Raw genomic sequence first — 18500 nt, forward strand, 5'->3', positions numbered from 1 at the left:
CAAAAGTCTGCATGCCACGTTACCCGAATATTCCGTTAGCGCCAATTGCTGGCCGTAGTTCCTTTTCTGATTTTATGAGCGACGCGTTAGCGCTAATCGAACGCCTAAACCAATAAAGGTGCTGCCCACCACACGGTCGAGCCATTTTTGCAGCATCACATTGCGCGACACCGCGCTGGCCGCGCTGCCAGCCACTACTGCAAAGCTGACATCAGTGATTAAACCGACGACAGCGTACGTCAGGCCGAGTAACAGAAATGAACTGGCATGATGATTACCATCGACCACCACGAACTGCGGAAAAAAGGAAATAAAAAATAGCAGTACTTTTGGATTGGTAATGGAAGTGATAAAACCGCGGACTAATAAATTGCGTGTATTGGAGCGTGGAATATCGTCTGGCTGTGTGTTCACTTCTTCACGACTGAAAAAGGTGCCCCATACCATTTTACTGCCCAGATAGATCAAATATGCCGCACCAATATATTTAATCACTGTAAATAACAGCGGTGAGGCCGTAATTAATGCCGTCAAACCAACGGCGCTAGCCAACGCATGTGTGCAACTTCCCAGCGCCACGCCACTCGCTGATATCACGCCGCTACGTCGCCCATTCGCTACGCTTTGTCCAACGACATAAGCCAAATCCGGTCCCGGTGTAATACACAACAGAAATACGGATGCGAGGAAAAGCGGAAAGTGGGTGATATCCAGCATTGTGGCTCCTTGTAGGTGATAAATAATGCCTGCACGTATCGTAGCGGCGCAATTAATTGTGCACAACAGCAGCCAGGTGCATGCGATCTTTAAAAATTAAACAGCGCGATAAATCGCGCCGCTACGGTTCACTGCAAGCCGTCATCGACCAGCTATTCCTCCAGCAATATCGCAAATCCCCCATAGATCATGCGTTTGCCATCGAAAGGCATATTTTCACCCATCTCCTTCATCCGCGGATCGGACATCATTTTGGCATTGGCGGCATCGCGAACTTCCCGCGAGGGATATTCGATCCAGCTGAACACCACCGTCTCGCCCTCTTCAGCGTTAACCGCACGATAGAAATCAGTCTGTGTGCCGGCGGGAACATCGTCGGCCCAGCACTCAACGATTCGCGTCGCGCCAAACTCTTTAAACAGCGGCGCCGCTTTGGCCGCCATGGCACGATAATCCTCCTTATTGGCTTCCGGCACCGCTACGACAAAACCATCAACGTACGACATAGCTATTTACCTCGTCGTCATCTACGCGGTCAGTAATAACCGCCAGATAATTGTATGAATGATGTGCAATACCCGCCGATGTACAGATGAATAATTGCGCGCTTACTCGCAGAATCTGCGCGCGCCAGGCGATTTACGTTACACTGACGCCTTTGATCGTTATGTCACCGAGAAATCTATGCGCATCACCATTGAACCGGCCGACCAGCCCTTTATTCACCGCTTGTTGGGTGAAGAGATTGAGAGTATTGACACCACCGCCACCGAGGCCACGCCGTTACAGCAGGCGCTGCACTGGGCTCGTCAGCAGAAGAATCACGAAGCCGATCTCGACTGGAGGCGCAACGCGCTGTTTCTGTTGATGTTTGTGTTTTTATATGCCGCGCTCGGCGCGTCATTAACGCTGGATCTCACACCGCAGGTTTCCAGCCATAAAAGCCTCGCTTACGCTCTGGAAGCCGTGCCGGTACTGATCGCTTTTTCCGGATTATTTATCTCGTTGCTGTATGTATTTTTGACCCGCAGCGGCGCACGTCGCTTGCGTAATTGGGAACACGGCATTTTTGTACTGGAGAAATACAGCGGCACCAATCTCAGCCGGCAAATTAATGATATGGGATCACGCACCACCCATTATTCGCAGTCGGCTATTAATGTTGCGCTAGCACTGTTTATTTGTGTGACCTGGGTGGTGATGTACAACTATTTTACCTTTACCACCAGCGGCGTGATTGGCAGCGTTATTTCGTTATTTATCACCACCATGACTTACGTCATTCTGGATATTCAATTGCTGAAATCGAATTCCTCCATCGCTATTGATGAACCGCTGATTCCGGCTGAAGACGAGAAAGAGCAGCCTTGATGGTTGCCCCACGCAGCGTCACCCAACGCTGCGCATTTAACACTGGCATAACATTTCTGCTCGCATTATCATCATCCAATTCATTCCACTACTGATAACTAAGGAGGATTACTATGCCCGCGTGTGAATTGTTTATTTACTCACACTTTTATAGTAATTGGCCGCGTTCAGGCATTTCCGCACTCGTGCTGCGATAATCCGTCCTGAGCGAAGTTCACAGAAAATCTAATCTCTTCCCTCCGGCTTACCGGGTTGTCGTCAGCGATTTCTGACGTCAGGCTTTTTTGCGCCTGCAACTTATGAGTAAGCACATGAGCACTTTACTATCCGCACACGCTGTCGGCTTTGATAACGCCTTTGGTACCCTGTTTCACGATATTCATTTCAGCCTAAAAAAAGGCGATCGCATCGGCTTGCTGGGTGATAACGGCACGGGCAAAAGCACTTTATTGAAAATTCTCAGTGGCGAACTGGAAGCGAGTCACGGCAGCGTTACGCCGGCTAATCACTGTTTGCTGGCGCGCATTGAGCAGCATCTGCCAGCAGAACTGCACAATGCGTCGCTGCTGGAGGGGGTGATGGCGCATGTGCCAGTGCAGGCCGATCGCTGGCGGGCCGAAGCGCTGCTGGGCAGCCTGGGTTTCACCGCCGAGCAGCAAGCACACACTGCGTCAACCCTGAGCGGCGGTCAACATATGCGGCTGCTGCTGGCGCGTGCGTTGATTCTGCAGCCGGATCTGCTGCTGCTCGATGAACCCAGCAACCACCTCGATCTGCCGACGCTAATATGGCTGGAGAATTTCCTCAACGGTTGGAACGGCAGCTTCGTTTTGGTCTCGCATGACAGCACCTTGCTCGATCGGGTGACCAACTGCAGCTGGATTCTGCGCGATCGTGGCCTGCAATGCTTCCGCTTACCGTGCAGCGCCGCGCGTCAGGCGCTGATCGAGCAGGATCAAGCCGATGCGCAGCGTTATCAGGCCGAGCAGAAGGAGATCGATCGCGTCGAGCAAAGCGCCAAACGTCTGGCGATGTGGGGCCGCACCTACGATAACGAAGGTTTATCGCGTAAGGCGCAGCAGATGGAGAAGCGCGCCAGCTGGCTGAAAGAGGCTCAAACCACGCTAAGCGAAGGATCGCTATGGCGGCTGCAGCTGCACGGTGAAGCATTAGATGCCGATCGCGTGTTGGCATTGCCCGAACTGTCGATTCGACCGGCCGATGACGCGCCTGCGTTGTTTTCATTGCCGATGCTGCAGGTGAAAAGTGGCGATCGCGTGGCGATTGTTGGCCGCAACGGTTGCGGTAAATCGTCGTTGCTGCGGCATTTGTGGCGTGAATATCAACAAACAGATAGCGCGCTGTTTCATCCTCGTGCGCGCCTCGGTTATTACGATCAAAGCCTGCATCAATTACACGATGCGGAAACGCTGAGCGATGCGCTGGCACATTTTGCGCCGCTCAGTGATGAACAGCGCAAAATGGCGCTGATCGGGGCCGGTTTTCCTTATCTGCGTCATCAACAACGGATTGGTTCACTCAGCGGCGGCGAACGTTCGCGCTTGCTGTTTGTGGGGTTAACGCTGGCGCGCCATTCGTTGTTGTTGCTCGATGAACCCACCAACCATCTGGATATGGTGGGTAAAGAGGAGCTGGCGGACGCGCTGAATCAGTTCGAGGGCGCGGTGTTGTTGGTGTCGCATGATCGTCAGTTAATCGCCAACTGCTGCACCCGCTTTTGGCTGATTGAAGGTCAGCAGCTTGGCGAGTGGCATGATTTTGATGCAGTCACCGAGCGCATGCGTGCTGAGCAACCGCTAGCAACGTCTGGCTCAACTGCACCGCCTGCAACGGCCATAGCGCTGGATGAGGACGCTCTGCTACTGGCGTTACTGGAGGTGGAAAGCAAGCTGGATGAAGATCTCGCGCGAAAGCCGAAGCATCAGAAACCGGCGTTGCAGGCGCAGTGGCGTGAGGAGATTGCGTTACTACAAACCCAACTCGGCCTGTAAGGCGCAACGGAAAGCACGCATTGTCGCGGCGCAATGTATTACGCGATAAATCGCGCCGCGACAAAATGTGCAGTAAACCTTACGCCAGCATCGCCTGTATTAACGCCTGCGCAGTCTTTTTCAGCTGCTGCGCAGGATTTCGGCCAATCAGCACAAATTGATATCCCGCCTTATGCCACCAAACCACATTCATTCCCTGCCGTTTCTCCTGTGCTGCCGGCCGCGCCGTGACTGCGCTGGCTAAGGTGATGCGTGCCGCCGCGAGGCGGCTCATGATGGTGCCCATTGGTACCGCCAGCGTATCGGCAGCTTCCTGATAGGTGAAGCTTTCCACGTAAGCGTTGCGCTTCGGGCAGCTGACTCACGCGCAGCATCATGGCGTGTCAGCGCTGAGACAAAAAGTGACTCAGATAAACGGTAAACAACTCAGCCCGCGTTTTTATTCGGAAAATAATTCAATCTTTTTTCTACGAACGCGCGTTGCTCAGCCTTTTCTGCCGAATTTTCTCCTGTTTGTGCGGTTTAGTGATTATGATTCTCGCTTCATAAAAGGGACGCTTATGCTGAATATCTCAAAAAGGTGGCTGCTCGCCACACTCGCCGCTGTCATTCTTCTGCTACTGATCTGGCATTACGCCGGTTCGCGCAGCAAACCCAACGCGGTGGTGACCGCCGAGGTGCGCGTGGGCAATATCGAAAACGTGATTGCCGCCACGGGCAAAATGGATGCGGTCGAACGCGTTAACGTCGGTGCGCAGGTCTCCGGTCAGGTTAAAAAACTCTATATCAAAGCGGGCGATAGCGTCAGCAAAGGTCAGCTGATTGCCGAAATTGACGATCAGCCCCAGCGCAGCGATTTGCGTAATGCGCAAGCCGCGCTCAGCGTCGCGCAGGCAGATTTGGAAACCCGTGAAGCGACGCTGCTGCGGCAGGATGCGCAATTCAAACGTCTGCAGCAGATGATCAAAACCAATGCGGTGTCGCGCCAGGATTTTGATGAAACGGCAGAAGCCTGGAGCATGGCGCGCGCGGAGCTGACGGCGCAAAAAGCGCGCGTGATTCAGGCGCAAATTGAAGTAGATAAGAAACAACTCGATCTTGGCTATACCCGCATCATGGCACCGATGGATGGTACGGTCATCGCCATCGTCACTAAGCAAGGCCAAACGGTGAATGCGGTGCAAACTGCGCCGACCATTGCCAAACTGGCGCAGCTCGGCACTATGACGATTAAAGTGCAGATTTCCGAAGCGGACATTAATAATGTGCAACCCGGTCAGCAGGCGTGGTTCACCACTTTTTCCAATCCCGACAAACGTTATAACGCCACGCTGCGCAGCCTCGAATTAGCCCCTGAATCAGTGATGAAAGATGATGCGCTGATAGGCAACAGCGAAAGCACGCCGAGCAGCAGCACCAACGCCGCGGTCTATTACAACGCCCTGCTTGATGTGCCTAATCCGGATAATGCGCTGCGTATCTCCATGACGGCGCAGGTCAACCTGCTGCGGGATTCCGTCAAAGACGCCTTGCTGGTGCCGGTGCAGGCGACCAGGAAAGATACGGACGGCAACACTTACGTTGAAGTTCCAGACCAGAATAACCAGCCGATAAAACGCATCATCACTACCGGCATCACTGACAGCGTGGATATTCAGGTGCTGAGCGGCTTGAAAGCGGGCGAGAGCGTGATCCTGGCCACGCAGACGGCGGGCAGTGACAAGGTGATGATGTGAATATCATCGAACTGAAAAACATTCAACGCAGCTATGTTAACGGTTCGCACTCCCTGCATGTGCTGAAAGACATCAACCTGACTATTGCCAGCGGCGAACGGGTGGCGATTATCGGGCCGTCCGGATCAGGTAAATCGACGCTGCTGAATATTCTCGGCTGCCTTGATGCACCTGACAGCGGTGACTATTTGATTGGCGGCCAGAACACCGCCACGCTGTCACCGGATGCGCTGGCGCAAGTGCGGCGCGAGCATATCGGCTTTATCTTCCAGCGCTATCATCTGATGCCGGATCTTAGCGCGTTGAGCAACGTCGAAATCCCATCGATCTATGCCAATTTTCAGGGCAAAGCGCGGCTGGCGCGCGCAGCGGATCTGCTGGCGCGTTTGGGTCTGCAAGGGCGCGAGCATCATAAGCCGGGCGAGCTGTCCGGCGGCCAGCAGCAGCGCGTCAGTATTGCCCGCGCACTGATTAATGGCGCCGAAATCATTCTTGCCGATGAACCAACCGGCGCGCTGGATTCGCAGTCCGGCGAAGAGGTGCTGCGCATCCTGCACGATCTCAATCGCGAAGGTCACACGGTGATCATCGTGACGCACGACATGAAAGTGGCGCAGCACGCCGATCGCATTATTGAGATTAAGGACGGCGAAATTTTTGCCGATAGCGGCTGCAAACACGATGCCACCCGCGCGCAATACGTGCCCGCTGCGCGTAAAAGTCAAAGTAAACTGCGCGGCTTCCTTGACCGACTGCGTGAATCACTGCGTATGGCGCTGAACGCGATGAACGCGCATCGGTTGCGTACCGCGCTGACCATGACCGGGATAATTTTTGGCATCGCGGCGGTGGTCACGGTGGTGGCACTCGGCCAGGGCGCGCGGCAAAAGACGCTGGAGAGTATTTCCGGTCTCGGTACTAATGTGGTGTCGATCTATGCCGGTGGAGATTTTGTTGAAGATGAAGCGAATCCGGTGCTAACGCTGGTGATGGCGGATGCGGAAGTGATTGCACGCCAGCAGTTTGTTGCGGCGGCCAGCCCGGAGATGATTGTCAATCAGCCGATTCGCTATCTCTCCAATGCCTCTAAAACCTCGGTATACGGCGTAGGCAACGGGTATTTCCAGATTCAGGGGATCAAGCTGCGGGAAGGAAGTAACTTCAGCGATGAACGTCACGCACGTCAGGAGATCATCATTGATACCAACACCCGCAATAAACTGTTCGGTGAACACGGTGAAAGCCCGATTGGTAAGATGATCGTGCTGGGTTCCGTGCCGGTGCGCGTGATTGGTGTGGCGGATAATAACGATGGCATGTCGCCCAATCGCCTCAGCGTGTGGCTGCCGTGGAGCACCGTGATGTATCGCATCAGCGGACAAACCGCGCTAACCAGCATCAGCATTAAGCTGAAGGACGATGTGGTGAGCGGCCCAGCGGTAGAATCACTGACGCAGTTGCTGACTGCGCGTCATGGCACCAAAGATTTCCTGGTGTTCAACCGCGATAAATACCGTAAAGCGATTGAAGATGCTGCGGCAACGTTAACCTTGTTGATTTTGCTGGTGGCCTCGATTGCGCTGATGATTGGCAGCATTGGCGTGATGAATATCATGCTGGTGTCGGTGACGGAACGTACGCATGAAATCGGCGTGCGTATGGCGGTAGGCGCGCGGCGCGGCGACATCATGCAGCAGTTTATGATCGAAGCGGTTTTAGTCTGTCTGGTGGGCGGATCGCTTGGCGTGGCGTTGGCACTGGTGATTGGACCGATTATCAGCCTGCTGGCGGGCGGCATGATTACGGCGATTTTCTCGTGGCAGTCAGCGGGCGCAGCCTTTGCCTGCTCCACGCTCATCGGTATGATTTTTGGTTATCTGCCCGCGCGCAAAGCGGCACGTATGGATCCGGTAGCGGCATTGGCGAGCGAATAAATAGCCTATCGGCACGCTTTAGTCGCGGCGCGATTTATCGCGCGCTTTTGACCTGTTCGCGCCGGTAAAAACGCGCAACAGATCGCGCCGCTACAGTATGTGCCGTTCTTCAGCCTTAAATCAGCATCGGCAATGTCGCGGTTGCCGTTTGCTGGCTGGCCGCCAGATAGCGGGCATCATGCGTCATCAATTCGCTAATCAGCACCTCCACTAGCAACATGGCCCCCACTTTGCCGCTCAGCGCGCCAGCGTTGAACGGGCCTTCCGGCCGCGCGGCCACCAGCAACATATCGGCTAAGCTGCCCATCGGGCTGCGCAGCGTGTTACTGAGCATCAGTACGCGCGCGTTTTGCTTCTTCGCCACCTTCACCACATGCATCACATCTTTGGTCGAACCGGAAGCGGAGATGGCGATGACCAAATCGCCCTCTTTCAACGTCGAGGCATTCATCGCCGCGCGGTGCATATCACCAAATAGCTGCGCCGATTTACCCAAGCGCAGCAGGCGATAATGCAGATACTCACCGGTAATCGCGCTGGCTGCCACGCCGTAAATCTGGATGGATTTAGCCTGATGCAGCGCTTCAACCGCGTGCTGAAGCACCTCGCGATTGATAAATTTTCCGGTATCACGCAGCGCCTGCACCGTTTCTTCGACCAGCATGTCGATGCTGTCACCGCTGGCGATGGCGGCGGGCTGATTGTGTTGCACATCGAGCGCCAGCGCCATTTTAAATTCGGTGTAGCCCTTACAGCTTAAATGGCGGCACAGGCGCGTCACGCTCGCTTCACTGGTGTCGGTTTCGCGCGCCAGTTCGGTGATGGTGAGATACAGCACTTTCTGCGGGTCGGTGAGGATGAAATCGCCCAGCTTTTGCAGCGTGGGACTATAGCCCGGCAAGCCCTGGCGCAGGTGCAGCAAGATGTTTTCATTGTCCGTCATGGCGGCCTTCCTTCTTCACGACATTGATGGCGCACAGTGTGCAGCAGATCAGGGCATAAGTGAAAGCTATCACAATAATGGTGGAAATTTTCAACTAATGAATTAGATTGTGGTAATAATTTTTACCACAACATTACTTCAGGGATAAAAATTTATGTCATCATTGTTCAGCGGTGCCTCTTCGGGAGGTTGGTTCGAAAAAGCCCAGCGTTTTGGCAAGTCGTTTATGTTACCGATTGCCGTGCTTCCAGCTGCCGGTTTACTGCTGGGCATTGGTGGCGCATTGTCCAATCCCAACACCATCAAAGCCTATCCGTTCCTGGATGTCGCCTGGCTGCAAGGTGTATTCACCATCATGGCCAGCGCCGGTTCGGTGGTATTTGCCAACCTCGCGGTTTTATTTGCGGTGGGCGTAGCGGTGGGATTAGCGAAAAGTGACAAAGGCACCGCTGGGTTGGCCTCGTTGCTGGCTTATCTGGTGATGAACGCCACCATCAATGCGCTGCTGACGCTCACCGGCGTGCTGGCGCAGGGCAATCTTAGCGCGGTGGGACAAGGCATGGCGCTTGGCATTCAGACGCTGGAAACCGGCGTATTTGGTGGCGTGGTGATTGGACTGGTGACGGCAATGCTGCATAACCGCTACAACAAGATTGCCCTGCCGCAGTTTCTCGGCTTCTTCGGTGGCTCGCGCTTCGTGCCGATCATCAGCTCCTTCGTCGCTATTCTGGTGGGCGCGGCGATGACCATTGTCTGGCCGCACTTCCAGAAGTTGATTTTTGGCCTGGGTGGTTTGGTGGACGCCACGGGTTACTTTGGCACCTTTATTTACGGCTTCGTGCTGCGCATGCTTGGCCCATTCGGCCTGCATCACATTTTCTATCTGCCGTTCTGGACCACCGCGCTCGGTGGCAGTGAAGTGATTAACGGACAGTTGGTGGAAGGCACGCAGCGCATCTTCTTCGCCCAACTTGCCGATCCCAATACGCAACAATTCTACCTTGGCACCTCACGCTTTATGTCAGGTCGCTTCATCACCATGATGTTTGGTTTGATCGGCGCGTGTCTGGCGATGTATCACACCGCTAAGCCGGAAAACCGCCAGCGCGTCGCCGGTTTGCTGCTTTCAGCCGCGCTGACCTCGTTCCTCACCGGTATCACCGAACCTATTGAGTTCTCGTTCCTGTTTGTCGCGCCGGTGCTGTATGTCATCCACGCGCTGTTTGATGGGCTGGCGTTTATGATCGCCCACATTCTGCACATCACCATTGGCCAAACCTTCTCCGGGGGCCTGATCGATTTCATCTTGTTCGGCGTATTACAAGGCGAAGCGAAAACCCATTGGTGGTATGTCCCGCTGGTTGGCGTGCCGTGGTTCCTGCTCTATTACTTCACGTTCCGTCTGCTGATCACCCGCTTCAATTTCAAAACGCCGGGCCGTGAAGACGCCAGCAACGAAACCACGCCGATGATCGCCGGAGAGCGCCCTGTGCAAGTGATCGCTGCGCTGGGTGGCAAAGAGAACATCGCCGAACTGGATTGCTGCGCCACCCGCTTGCGCATCACGCTGAACGATAGCAGCAAGCTCGATGAAAACGCATTAAAAGCCACTGGCGCACGCGCGGTGATCCAACGTGGCAAAGGCGTGCAGGTGATTTATGGCCCGCACGTCACCATTATCAAAAACGAAGTTGAGGAGTTACTTGCGCTATGAAAGCACCGATGCTGGCCCAGATTAAGGGAAAACTGGTGGTCTCGTGTCAGGCTCTGGAAGATGAGCCGTTACACAGTCCGTTTATCATGTCACGCATGGCGTTGGCGGCCATGGAAGGCGGCGCAGCCGCGATCCGCGCCAACAGCCTGATCGACGTGCAGCAGATTATGCAAACCGTGGCGCTGCCGATTATCGCTATTATCAAGCGCGACTATCCTGGCAGCGATGTCTACATCACCGCGACGTTGCGGGAAGTAGATGAGTTGATGGTGGCGAATCCGGCGATGGTTGCGCTGGATGCCACGCGGCATATGCGTCCCGGCGATTTGCAGCTTCCTGCACTGGTGGCGGCGATTCGTCAGCGCTATCCGCACCTGCTGCTGATGGCTGACATTGCCACGGTGGAAGAAGCGCGTCAGGCCTCCGCGTTAGGTTTTGATTGCGTCGGTACTACGCTGCACGGTTACACCGCAGAAACCCAGGGCTGCTCTTTAGCCACCGATGACTGCCGCTTTCTGCGCGACGTTTTGGCTGCTGTAAACGTGCCGGTGATCGCTGAAGGGAATGTGGAAACGCCGGCAATGGCGGCGGATTGTCTGGCGCTGGGTGCGCATGCCGTGGTGGTTGGCGGCGCGATTACCCGCCCGCAACAGATAACACGCCGCTTTGTGAATGCCATAAGTTAGATACAAGGTGCCTTTATTGGGCACCTTGCTTAAGGTTATCCACAATCCCCGTGCGTAGATTCCCCGTTATCCTGTGGATAAAACGCGCCTCGCGCCACCCAGCGCCCGATGCACGCATGCGGTTACTTTTCGCACGATTGTAAAAATCACGTGGTGGCTGAGCGACCCACTTTTCCCATGGCAAAAACGTTGACTGCCGCTAACAATGCGGCGGCAGCAAAGGCCATCACGAATCCGCCGGGCAGATACGCCATAAAGGCCGCAAGAAACTGGCCGGAAAAAATCGCCATTGATAAACGCGCCAGCTGGCGGCCTCTTTCCTGCGGCTGGCTAATTTCAACCGTCATGTGATTAACCAGCGGAATCGACAGCCCAAATCCCATGCCCAATAAAATACCGCCCGGAATAAACAGCACCATATTTGGCGCAGCGGCAAACTCCAGATGTGCCAGCAGATAGCAGACAAATGCCATTACTAAGGTTGGGTAACTGCCGAAGCGCTGCGACACGTCCGGCATGATGGCGGCTGCCAGCACTGCCACCAGCGAAACAAATGAGAGAAAGTAGCCAATGTGCGCAGCATCAATGCCCATCGCCGCAAAGCGTTGCGGCAGCATAATCACTGCGGTGAAAAAGCACACCATCGAACAAAGTGCGGCGCATAACACCGGACGCAGCGGGCGATCGCTGTTACCCGCCTGCTCATCCACAGACAACGTCGCGGCTTGCAGCGGCTGACGTGGCACAGTGAGCATCACCAGCAGCAACATAAGCCAGGCGAAAAGATAAAGGAAGTAAGGCCAGCGCCAGCTGATGGAGGCCAGAATGCCGCCAATAAACAGAAACAGTACGCCGCCTATTTCGATAGACATACCTTGCCGCGCCATCATCGCCAATCGCGCTTCTCCGCTATAAAAACTGGCGATCATGCTGGTGCCCGCCGCCATCACCACCGCGGTGGCGCAGCCCAACAGCAGACGATCGATAATCTGCGGCAGCGCGCCAGGCAGCCACGCGCCTGCGACGCCGAAAAGGCCGTAGCAAAATAGTCCGATGAGCAAAAGTGAATGAGCGCCCCACCGATCGATAGCACGTCCCGCTAACGGACCCGCCAGCACCACGCCGAGCGAAGGTAACGTGACCAGCCAGCTCGCCAAATGCGAAACGCCAAGTTGCGCTGAGATTTCGCTGAGTCCGGGCACAATCACGCAACCCACCATAATGGTCAGGCAACTGACCGCTAATAACGTAAATGCGCCAGTAGGTTTAAGGGATGACACAAACCCTCCTTTTATCCGTATAATGGACATTAAAACCGAATATTGGACGCTAGTGTTGTGCGAATCCGCTTTGCTGTCAATCGCTGCACGCCATCGTGCTATAGTGTTGACAGCGTAAACGCACGGAATCCTTAAAAAATGAGTGTGGAAACAGAAACTAACGGATCACAGGTGATCGCGCGGGCCGCGACAATTTTGCGCGCGCTGGAAGATCGTCCGGCAGGATTAACCATGTCTGCTTTGGCAAAAATCACTGAACTGCCGCGCACCACAGTGCATCGGCTGGTGAGCTCGCTGATCGCCCAACAACTGTTGTTGCAGGATAGTGATGGCATCAAACTGGGTCCGGCGCTGGCTCGCCTCGCGGCCTCGGCGCATACCGATATCATTGCGCTGGCGCAACCGGCGATGGCAACCCTCGGCCGACGCACGCGTGAAACGGTTGATCTCTGCGCCTGGCGCGGCAGTCATACCGTGTTGGTGAGCCAGTTTGTTTCCGATCAGGAGCTGCGCGTCGCGTCGCCAGTGAGTACCGCGTTTCCCTCGCACTGCGCGGCACACGGTAAAGCGCTACTGGCGGAACAGACCGACGAGGCTGTGGCAACATGGTTGCCACAACTTAAGGATGTGCGTACCGAGAAGACAATCCAGGATCGTCAGGCATTGCTGCAAGAGATCGCCGTTACGCGTCAGCAAGGTTATGCGGTGGATCGTGAAGAGCATGCGCGCGGGGTTTGCGGCATCAGCGTGGCGCTGCAAACCGGTACGGGTGAACGTTATGCGTTAGCGATTGCTGTACCGGCGTTGCGTTTTGATGAGCATTTCGCACATTTACTGGCGTCGCTGCTACAGGCAAAAGCGGAGATTGAAGCGTTAGTGGCGCGCTAAACTGAATCTTCTTTTTCAATGACCAACACGCGCGCTTCACCTTGTGGGTGCGCCACGTGCTCGGTACCGATGCTGGCGTAAAAAATGTCACCGCTATTGAGCAGCACTTTCTTTACTTCACCCGCTTCGCGGTAATGCATCTCTACCGCGCCATCCAGCACCGCAAACACTTCCTCGCCATCATTGATGTGCCATTTGTAAGGTTGATTGGTCCAGTGCAAACGCACGCTGGTGCCGGCGAAGTTGGCGATGTCTAACGCATCCCAGGCTTTAGCAGGAGAGAAGTTTTTGCTGACGTAGGTTTTCATGCGAGATCCGTATGGAGGAGAACTGTGTTGATGATACACACAGCGCCTGCGTAATACGGGACATGCGCAGACCATTTACGGACATTCAGATACAGCAAAGCCGCCCGAAGGCGGCCTTAACACAACAGCTTGTGCAGCGAACTTATTTATACAGCTCTGCAGTCATGTGTACGCGGTTGTTGGTATTAGCTTCAGTAATTTTATACTGTGCGCCCTGCTCTTGTGCCTGAGCGGCGATTTTAGCTTCTGCGCCATCCAGTGTTGAAGACTCAACTGAGACGCTCTGTGCAAAGCTTGCAGCAGACATCATTGAAAGAGCAGCAACAGCGGCGATAGACAGTGTTTTGATAGTTTTCATGGTCATAATCCTTAGTGGTTTATTAAGAAGGCTGTGTGCCTTCGATGGAAACAATAATAACTCACGTTATCGTTACATTATTAACGATTAGTGCGATCACGATAACTTACGAAACTATACGCTTTAGTGAGCTTTATAGACAAAAAAGGCCGCCCGTAGGCGACCTGTTCTGGCACATCCGTATGCAACCATCCGTTATTTGTAAAGTTCAGCCGTCATGTGCACGACATTACCGTTGCTGGCTTCCAAAATTTTGTACTGCTCGCCATTCTGTTTCGCTTGTGCGGCAATTTTGGCTTCAGCACCATCCAGAGTCAGCGACGTGGCTGAAACGGTCTGTGCAAAACTTGCAGCAGACATCAGTGAAAGAGCGGCAGCGGCGGCGATAGTCAGTGTTTTAATCGTTTTCATGGTCGTATTCCTTTGGTTGTTTGATGTGAAGGCTGTGCGCCTTCGATGGAAACAATAATAACCACTGAAACTATTATCAGATTAACTATTAGTGCGATCACAGTTAATCAACTCATTATCACTACACCAACTCAAGTTCAGTAATGACCTTTTTCACTTATGCCACATCCGCCGCCGACAACGCACGCAGTGGGCGTGGCAGGCAATCATTCTCTGCCACCTTGGCGCGCTGGCCGCTGCAGCGATGACGCGAATACTGGCGCTGTGTTGGTTAAACAGCGGCCAAAACCGTTCCTGACGCTGAGACTGTGCAGCCACCGCCGCGAAATCCCCCGCCAGCGCCTGATCAATCGATAACACCAGGTTATAAGCCATCAGAAACAAAAATGCCCTCTAACGAGGGCATTAATTATTGGAGAGCTAAGGGACTATTTCAGTGCGATACGCGCAATCTGATCCTCGCCTTTGGTTGAGGAGTCTTTGTTGAACTCCGCTTTCAACGTGACATACAGCGTATTGTTGTCCGGTCCAATCAGTAGGCTGTTTGGATTGTTGTCAAACGACCAGCTGTTTTTCACCGCATAAGTGGTGGCATCCAGCTGCAGCACTTTCTTCGATTCGCGCTGGCTGATGTAAATCTCATTACGTTTAGCGTTGAATTTGATACCCAGCGCATCGCCTTCAATGCGTTTGATCACTTTGCCGCTGCGCTCATCAAAGACCAGCGTCGCTTTGCCTTTAGAATCGTCAGTGACAAACAAGCGACCGGTAGCCGGATCTTCCGCCATGTTCAGGAACAGATACTCTTTACCGTCGCCAGCGGTCCAGCGTTTCTCAATCTTGTGCGTACGTGGATTGATTACCAGAATCTCGCCCGCGCCGTTGGTCGCGTAAATGCGCTCAGTCAGCGGGGAATAGATGATCCCGGTGACCCATTTGCCTGCGTTCTTAATCGTCGCCTTCAACTTGAAGGTTTTCACGTCAACCACCGAGATGTAACCCGGATCGGCGACGCGCCCCACATATAACTCGTTGCCATGCCACAGCACTTCACGCGCACCAGCCGGATAACCTTCTTTATCTTTTTTGCCGGGGAAGACTAAACGTTCCAGCACTTTACCGCTCTGCGCATCTACTTTAGAGATGGCGCCATCCAGCGAGTTGGTGGTGTAGAACACGCTGCCCTGTTCATCTATCGCCGTACCAAAGTTTTTCAGATCGGTATGGGTTACGCCTTTGGTTTCCAGTGTGGTTGGGTCGAGACGATAAATCACACCACCGTTAACGTCTTTGAAGCTCTGCGCGCTGGCAACATATAACGCTTTCGCCGCAGGCGAGTAAGCCATTTCATACAGGCCATCGCCCAAAGTACGCTGGGTCAGTGAGGTATCCACTGGCTTAGCAGCAGCGGCTGGCGCTTCGGCTTTTTTTGCCGGAGCCTGGCAAGCGGTCAGGCTAAACGCAGCGACGATCGCTGCAGCAACGGCGGCTTTGCGCGGGCTAAATAACGATTTCATGCTCAACTCCATCATTGGATGAACGGCTCCGTTGCGCGCGGGCGCGTACGGAAAATACAAGAAGAATGAGAATCATACGCATTAGCATGAACTTAGCAACTTTCTCGATGGTCTTCTCCGCTTTGCCGTGAATGGTGTCGTGCGAGCGGTACACGTTTATCTGCCAAATTGTTCCCTATATCGGCTTAAAAACATGAAAACGTTAGCAATTAACAGGTTATTTTTAATTATAAATAATTGATAAATAATATGTTTACACATTATTACAATTACAAATGAAACCTTCCGAGATTCTTTAAAGCAAATGATTATCATTGGCTTTCTCAACAAATAAGCAGTGGCGTTTTTCGTCCCTTCTCGTCTGCCCCTTTGGGCTGATGGATAAAGGCGCAAACGATAAAAAATGAAGCGAAACAGCTTCCTATAACGTGAGTTTCTACAGGAAATTTTATGTCTGGCATCAGGAAAACCTTTAACGTCTCACTGCTGGCGATGACGATTCATGCGCTACTTACCCCAACCATGGCGCAGGCAGCAAATGCTACGCAGCAGGATTTGGTGGTCGATGCGTCGGCAGCCGACGACAGCGAAAATAATGAACAGCAGGATTACGCGGTAAAAACCACGCGTGCTGGCACCAAATTGTTGCTGACGCCACGCGATGTGCCCCAGTCAATGAGCGTCGTTACGCAGCAGCGTATGCAGGATCAAAATCTGCAATCAGTGAACGATGTCCTGACTAACGCCACCGGCATCTCGACCAATCTGATCGACAGCGAGCGCTCGGAATATTATTCACGCGGCTTTAAGATCACTAACTTCTCTTTCGATGGCATTCCCACGTCGGTTAATGACAACTGGAACTATGGCGACGCTGCATCTGATACCGCCATTTACGAGCGTATTGAGATCGTACGCGGTGCTACCGGATTGATGACCGGCGCGGGCAGCCCGTCCGCCTCGATCAACATGGTGCGCAAACACGCCGACAGTAAGACCTTCACCGGTACGGTCAGCGCCAGCTACGGCAGCTGGAACAAACAGCGTTATGTTGCGGATTTCTCAGCGCCGCTAAACCAGGATGGCAGCCTGCGTGGCCGCGTGGTAACCGGCTATAGCGATGAAGACAGCTGGCTGGATCGCTACCACAAAACCAAAAAATTTCTCTACGGCGTGATTGATGCCGACATCACCGAGCACACTACGCTATCGCTGGGTTATGACTACGAAGATGCCAACACCGGCAATCCGACGTGGGGCGGCGTGCCAATGTTCTATAGCAACAACGCCACCACGCATTACAATCGCAGCCTTAACTCCGCCGCCAACTGGGCGCGCTACAACACCAATTCACGCAAAGTGTTCGCTGATATCGACCATAACTTCGATAACGGCTGGAACGTGCACGTTAACGGCACGCATGCAGAGAACACGTTCAACGATAAGCTGCTGTATGTGATGGGCAATGCCGATCAGGATAGCGGCGAAGGCACCACCGGCTACGGCAGTATGGATCGCGGTAAACGCCAGATGGATTCGTTCGACGGCTACGCCAGCGGCCCATTTGAGTTGTTAGGTCGTCAGCATCAGTTAATGGCGGGCGTGAGCTATAGCCGCCAGCACAACGCCACTTACAGCCAGGATGGCGTTACCGATCTGGAAAACTACAATATCGCCTCAAGCGATATGGGTATCTTCAATAACAGCTGGAATGGCAACATTGCCGAACCACAGTGGCAAGGCTGGTATCAGAATGCCGATGATACCATTCGCCAGAAATCCGCTTACACCGCCGCGCGCTTCTCGCTGGCCGATCCGCTGTCGCTGATTATTGGTGCGCGCTACACGCAGTGGAGCACCAATGGTAGCAGTGGCGACATGACCAAAAACAACACCACGCCTTACGCCGGTTTGGTTTACGACATCAATGAGTCCTGGTCCGCCTACGGCAGCTATACCGCGATCTTTCTGCCACAAACCTATCGCGATACCAGCGGTAAATATCTGTCGCCGGTTACCGGAAAAAGCTATGAAACGGGTCTGAAGTCCGCCTGGTATGATGGTCGATTAACCGCAACGGTGGCGTTATTCCGTATTGAACAGGATAACGTCGGTCAGGCGATTGATGGCGTCTATCTGAGCGGTAGTGAACAGGCTTATGCGTCCGCCAAAGGTGCGGTCAGTAAAGGTGCGGAGTTTGAGCTTAACGGTGCGCTGACGGATAATCTGCAGCTGACGTTCGGTGCCACACGCTATGTAGCACGGGATAAAGCGGGTCGTTTTAACAGCTATCAGCCGCAAACCTCCTTTAAACTGTTCACCCGTTATCAGTTGCCGATGTTGCCGGATCTGACGGTCGGCGGCGGCATCAACTGGCAGAATCGCGTCTTTGAAGATGCAACCAACGCCAGCGGCGATACCGTGCGCGTCTACCAGGGAAGCATTCCGCTGGCATCGTTGTTTGCCCGTTATCAGGTCACTAAGCAGGTGGCGGTACAGGCGAACGTTGACAACCTGTTTGATCGCGAATATTACAGCTACATGAACAGCTACGTGTATGGTGCGCCGCGCAGTTTCTCCATGAGCGTTTCGTATCAGTTTTAACACAACCTGAAGGTGCGCATT

General features: G+C 53.8%; 17 protein-coding genes and 1 pseudogene. 8 read left to right on the forward strand and 10 right to left on the reverse strand.

The window, feature by feature from the left end; genetic code table 11:
- Window positions 1–72: 72 nt before the first annotated feature.
- Both AC6I8K_RS21160 and AC6I8K_RS21165 read right to left on the reverse strand, forming a co-directional pair.
- Complete coding sequence (locus AC6I8K_RS21160; protein WP_483818351.1) at window positions 73–717, reverse strand: LysE family translocator; 645 nt, start codon at window positions 715–717, stop codon at window positions 73–75.
- Between the two features lie 152 nt (window positions 718–869).
- The gene (locus AC6I8K_RS21165) at window positions 870–1223 is read right to left on the reverse strand and encodes a DUF1428 domain-containing protein (RefSeq protein WP_064739948.1); all 354 of its coding nucleotides are present in this window, start codon (window positions 1221–1223) and stop codon (window positions 870–872) included.
- A gap of 178 nt (window positions 1224–1401) precedes the next feature.
- On the opposite strand from AC6I8K_RS21165, the gene AC6I8K_RS21170 reads away from it, so the two are divergent.
- Window positions 1402–2088, forward strand: a complete 687-nt coding sequence (locus AC6I8K_RS21170; protein WP_497827670.1) for a RipA family octameric membrane protein — start codon at window positions 1402–1404, stop codon at window positions 2086–2088.
- 311 nt (window positions 2089–2399) lie between these two features.
- The gene (locus AC6I8K_RS21175) at window positions 2400–4100 is read left to right on the forward strand and encodes an ABC-F family ATP-binding cassette domain-containing protein (protein WP_497827522.1); all 1701 of its coding nucleotides are present in this window, start codon (window positions 2400–2402) and stop codon (window positions 4098–4100) included.
- A gap of 199 nt (window positions 4101–4299) precedes the next feature.
- Here the strand turns inward: AC6I8K_RS21175 and AC6I8K_RS21180 are convergent.
- Window positions 4300–4477: pseudogene (locus AC6I8K_RS21180) on the reverse strand (RNA polymerase sigma factor); the annotation flags it as partial.
- Between the two features lie 183 nt (window positions 4478–4660).
- Between AC6I8K_RS21180 and AC6I8K_RS21185 the strand changes: the two are divergent.
- Window positions 4661–5836, forward strand: coding sequence for an efflux RND transporter periplasmic adaptor subunit (locus AC6I8K_RS21185; RefSeq protein ID WP_497827523.1), 1176 nt, complete (start codon window positions 4661–4663; stop codon window positions 5834–5836).
- A complete protein-coding gene (locus tag AC6I8K_RS21190) occupies window positions 5833–7770 on the forward strand; it encodes a MacB family efflux pump subunit (protein ID WP_483818348.1) in 1938 nt (645 codons plus the stop codon). The genes AC6I8K_RS21185 and AC6I8K_RS21190 overlap by 4 nt, the downstream gene beginning before the upstream one ends.
- Before the next feature lie 115 nt (window positions 7771–7885).
- Here the strand turns inward: AC6I8K_RS21190 and AC6I8K_RS21195 are convergent, their stop codons facing one another.
- Window positions 7886–8713 (reverse strand): MurR/RpiR family transcriptional regulator, encoded by an 828-nt coding sequence (locus AC6I8K_RS21195; protein WP_497827524.1) that lies wholly within the window; start codon window positions 8711–8713, stop codon window positions 7886–7888.
- Window positions 8714–8867: 154 nt separating this feature from the next.
- Between AC6I8K_RS21195 and AC6I8K_RS21200 the strand changes: the two genes are divergently transcribed.
- Both AC6I8K_RS21200 and AC6I8K_RS21205 read left to right on the forward strand, forming a co-directional pair.
- On the forward strand, window positions 8868–10427 hold the full coding sequence (locus AC6I8K_RS21200) for a maltose/glucose-specific PTS transporter subunit IIC (protein WP_497827525.1): 1560 nt from the start codon (window positions 8868–8870) through the stop codon (window positions 10425–10427).
- Complete coding sequence (locus AC6I8K_RS21205; RefSeq protein ID WP_483818345.1) at window positions 10424–11113, forward strand: N-acetylmannosamine-6-phosphate 2-epimerase; 690 nt, start codon at window positions 10424–10426, stop codon at window positions 11111–11113. The genes AC6I8K_RS21200 and AC6I8K_RS21205 overlap by 4 nt, the downstream gene beginning before the upstream one ends.
- A gap of 146 nt (window positions 11114–11259) precedes the next feature.
- Here the strand turns inward: AC6I8K_RS21205 and AC6I8K_RS21210 are convergent, their stop codons facing one another.
- Complete coding sequence (locus AC6I8K_RS21210) at window positions 11260–12393, reverse strand: MFS transporter (RefSeq protein ID WP_497827526.1); 1134 nt, start codon at window positions 12391–12393, stop codon at window positions 11260–11262.
- 138 nt (window positions 12394–12531) lie between these two features.
- On the opposite strand from AC6I8K_RS21210, the gene AC6I8K_RS21215 reads away from it, so the two are divergent.
- Window positions 12532–13281: an IclR family transcriptional regulator gene (locus tag AC6I8K_RS21215; RefSeq protein WP_483818343.1), complete on the forward strand. Its 750-nt coding sequence runs from the start codon at window positions 12532–12534 to the stop codon at window positions 13279–13281.
- On the opposite strand, the gene AC6I8K_RS21220 is transcribed toward AC6I8K_RS21215, so the two are convergent.
- The 5 genes from AC6I8K_RS21220 to AC6I8K_RS21240 form a co-directional block, all read right to left on the reverse strand.
- Window positions 13278–13589 carry a cupin domain-containing protein gene (locus AC6I8K_RS21220; protein ID WP_064739938.1) on the reverse strand — a complete coding sequence of 104 codons (312 nt, stop codon included), beginning with the start codon at window positions 13587–13589 and terminating at the stop codon, window positions 13278–13280. The two genes, AC6I8K_RS21215 and AC6I8K_RS21220, sit on opposite strands and share 4 nt — an antisense overlap.
- Before the next feature lie 142 nt (window positions 13590–13731).
- Window positions 13732–13947, reverse strand: coding sequence for a YdgH/BhsA/McbA-like domain containing protein (locus AC6I8K_RS21225; protein ID WP_007890153.1), 216 nt, complete (start codon window positions 13945–13947; stop codon window positions 13732–13734).
- A gap of 195 nt (window positions 13948–14142) precedes the next feature.
- A complete protein-coding gene (locus tag AC6I8K_RS21230) occupies window positions 14143–14358 on the reverse strand; it encodes a YdgH/BhsA/McbA-like domain containing protein (RefSeq protein WP_007890154.1) in 216 nt (71 codons plus the stop codon).
- A gap of 153 nt (window positions 14359–14511) precedes the next feature.
- Window positions 14512–14733, reverse strand: a complete 222-nt coding sequence (locus AC6I8K_RS21235) for a hypothetical protein (RefSeq protein WP_497827527.1) — start codon at window positions 14731–14733, stop codon at window positions 14512–14514.
- Between the two features lie 53 nt (window positions 14734–14786).
- A complete protein-coding gene (locus tag AC6I8K_RS21240; RefSeq protein WP_483818341.1) occupies window positions 14787–15875 on the reverse strand; it encodes a YncE family protein in 1089 nt (362 codons plus the stop codon).
- 450 nt (window positions 15876–16325) lie between these two features.
- Here AC6I8K_RS21240 and fhuE point away from each other — a divergent pair, with 450 nt between their 5' ends.
- Window positions 16326–18479, forward strand: a complete 2154-nt coding sequence (gene fhuE, locus AC6I8K_RS21245) for a ferric-rhodotorulic acid/ferric-coprogen receptor FhuE (RefSeq protein WP_497827528.1) — start codon at window positions 16326–16328, stop codon at window positions 18477–18479.
- Window positions 18480–18500: the final 21 nt, after the last annotated feature.

This window comes from Pantoea sp. X-Soil-ISGK-421 (assembly GCF_059730785.1).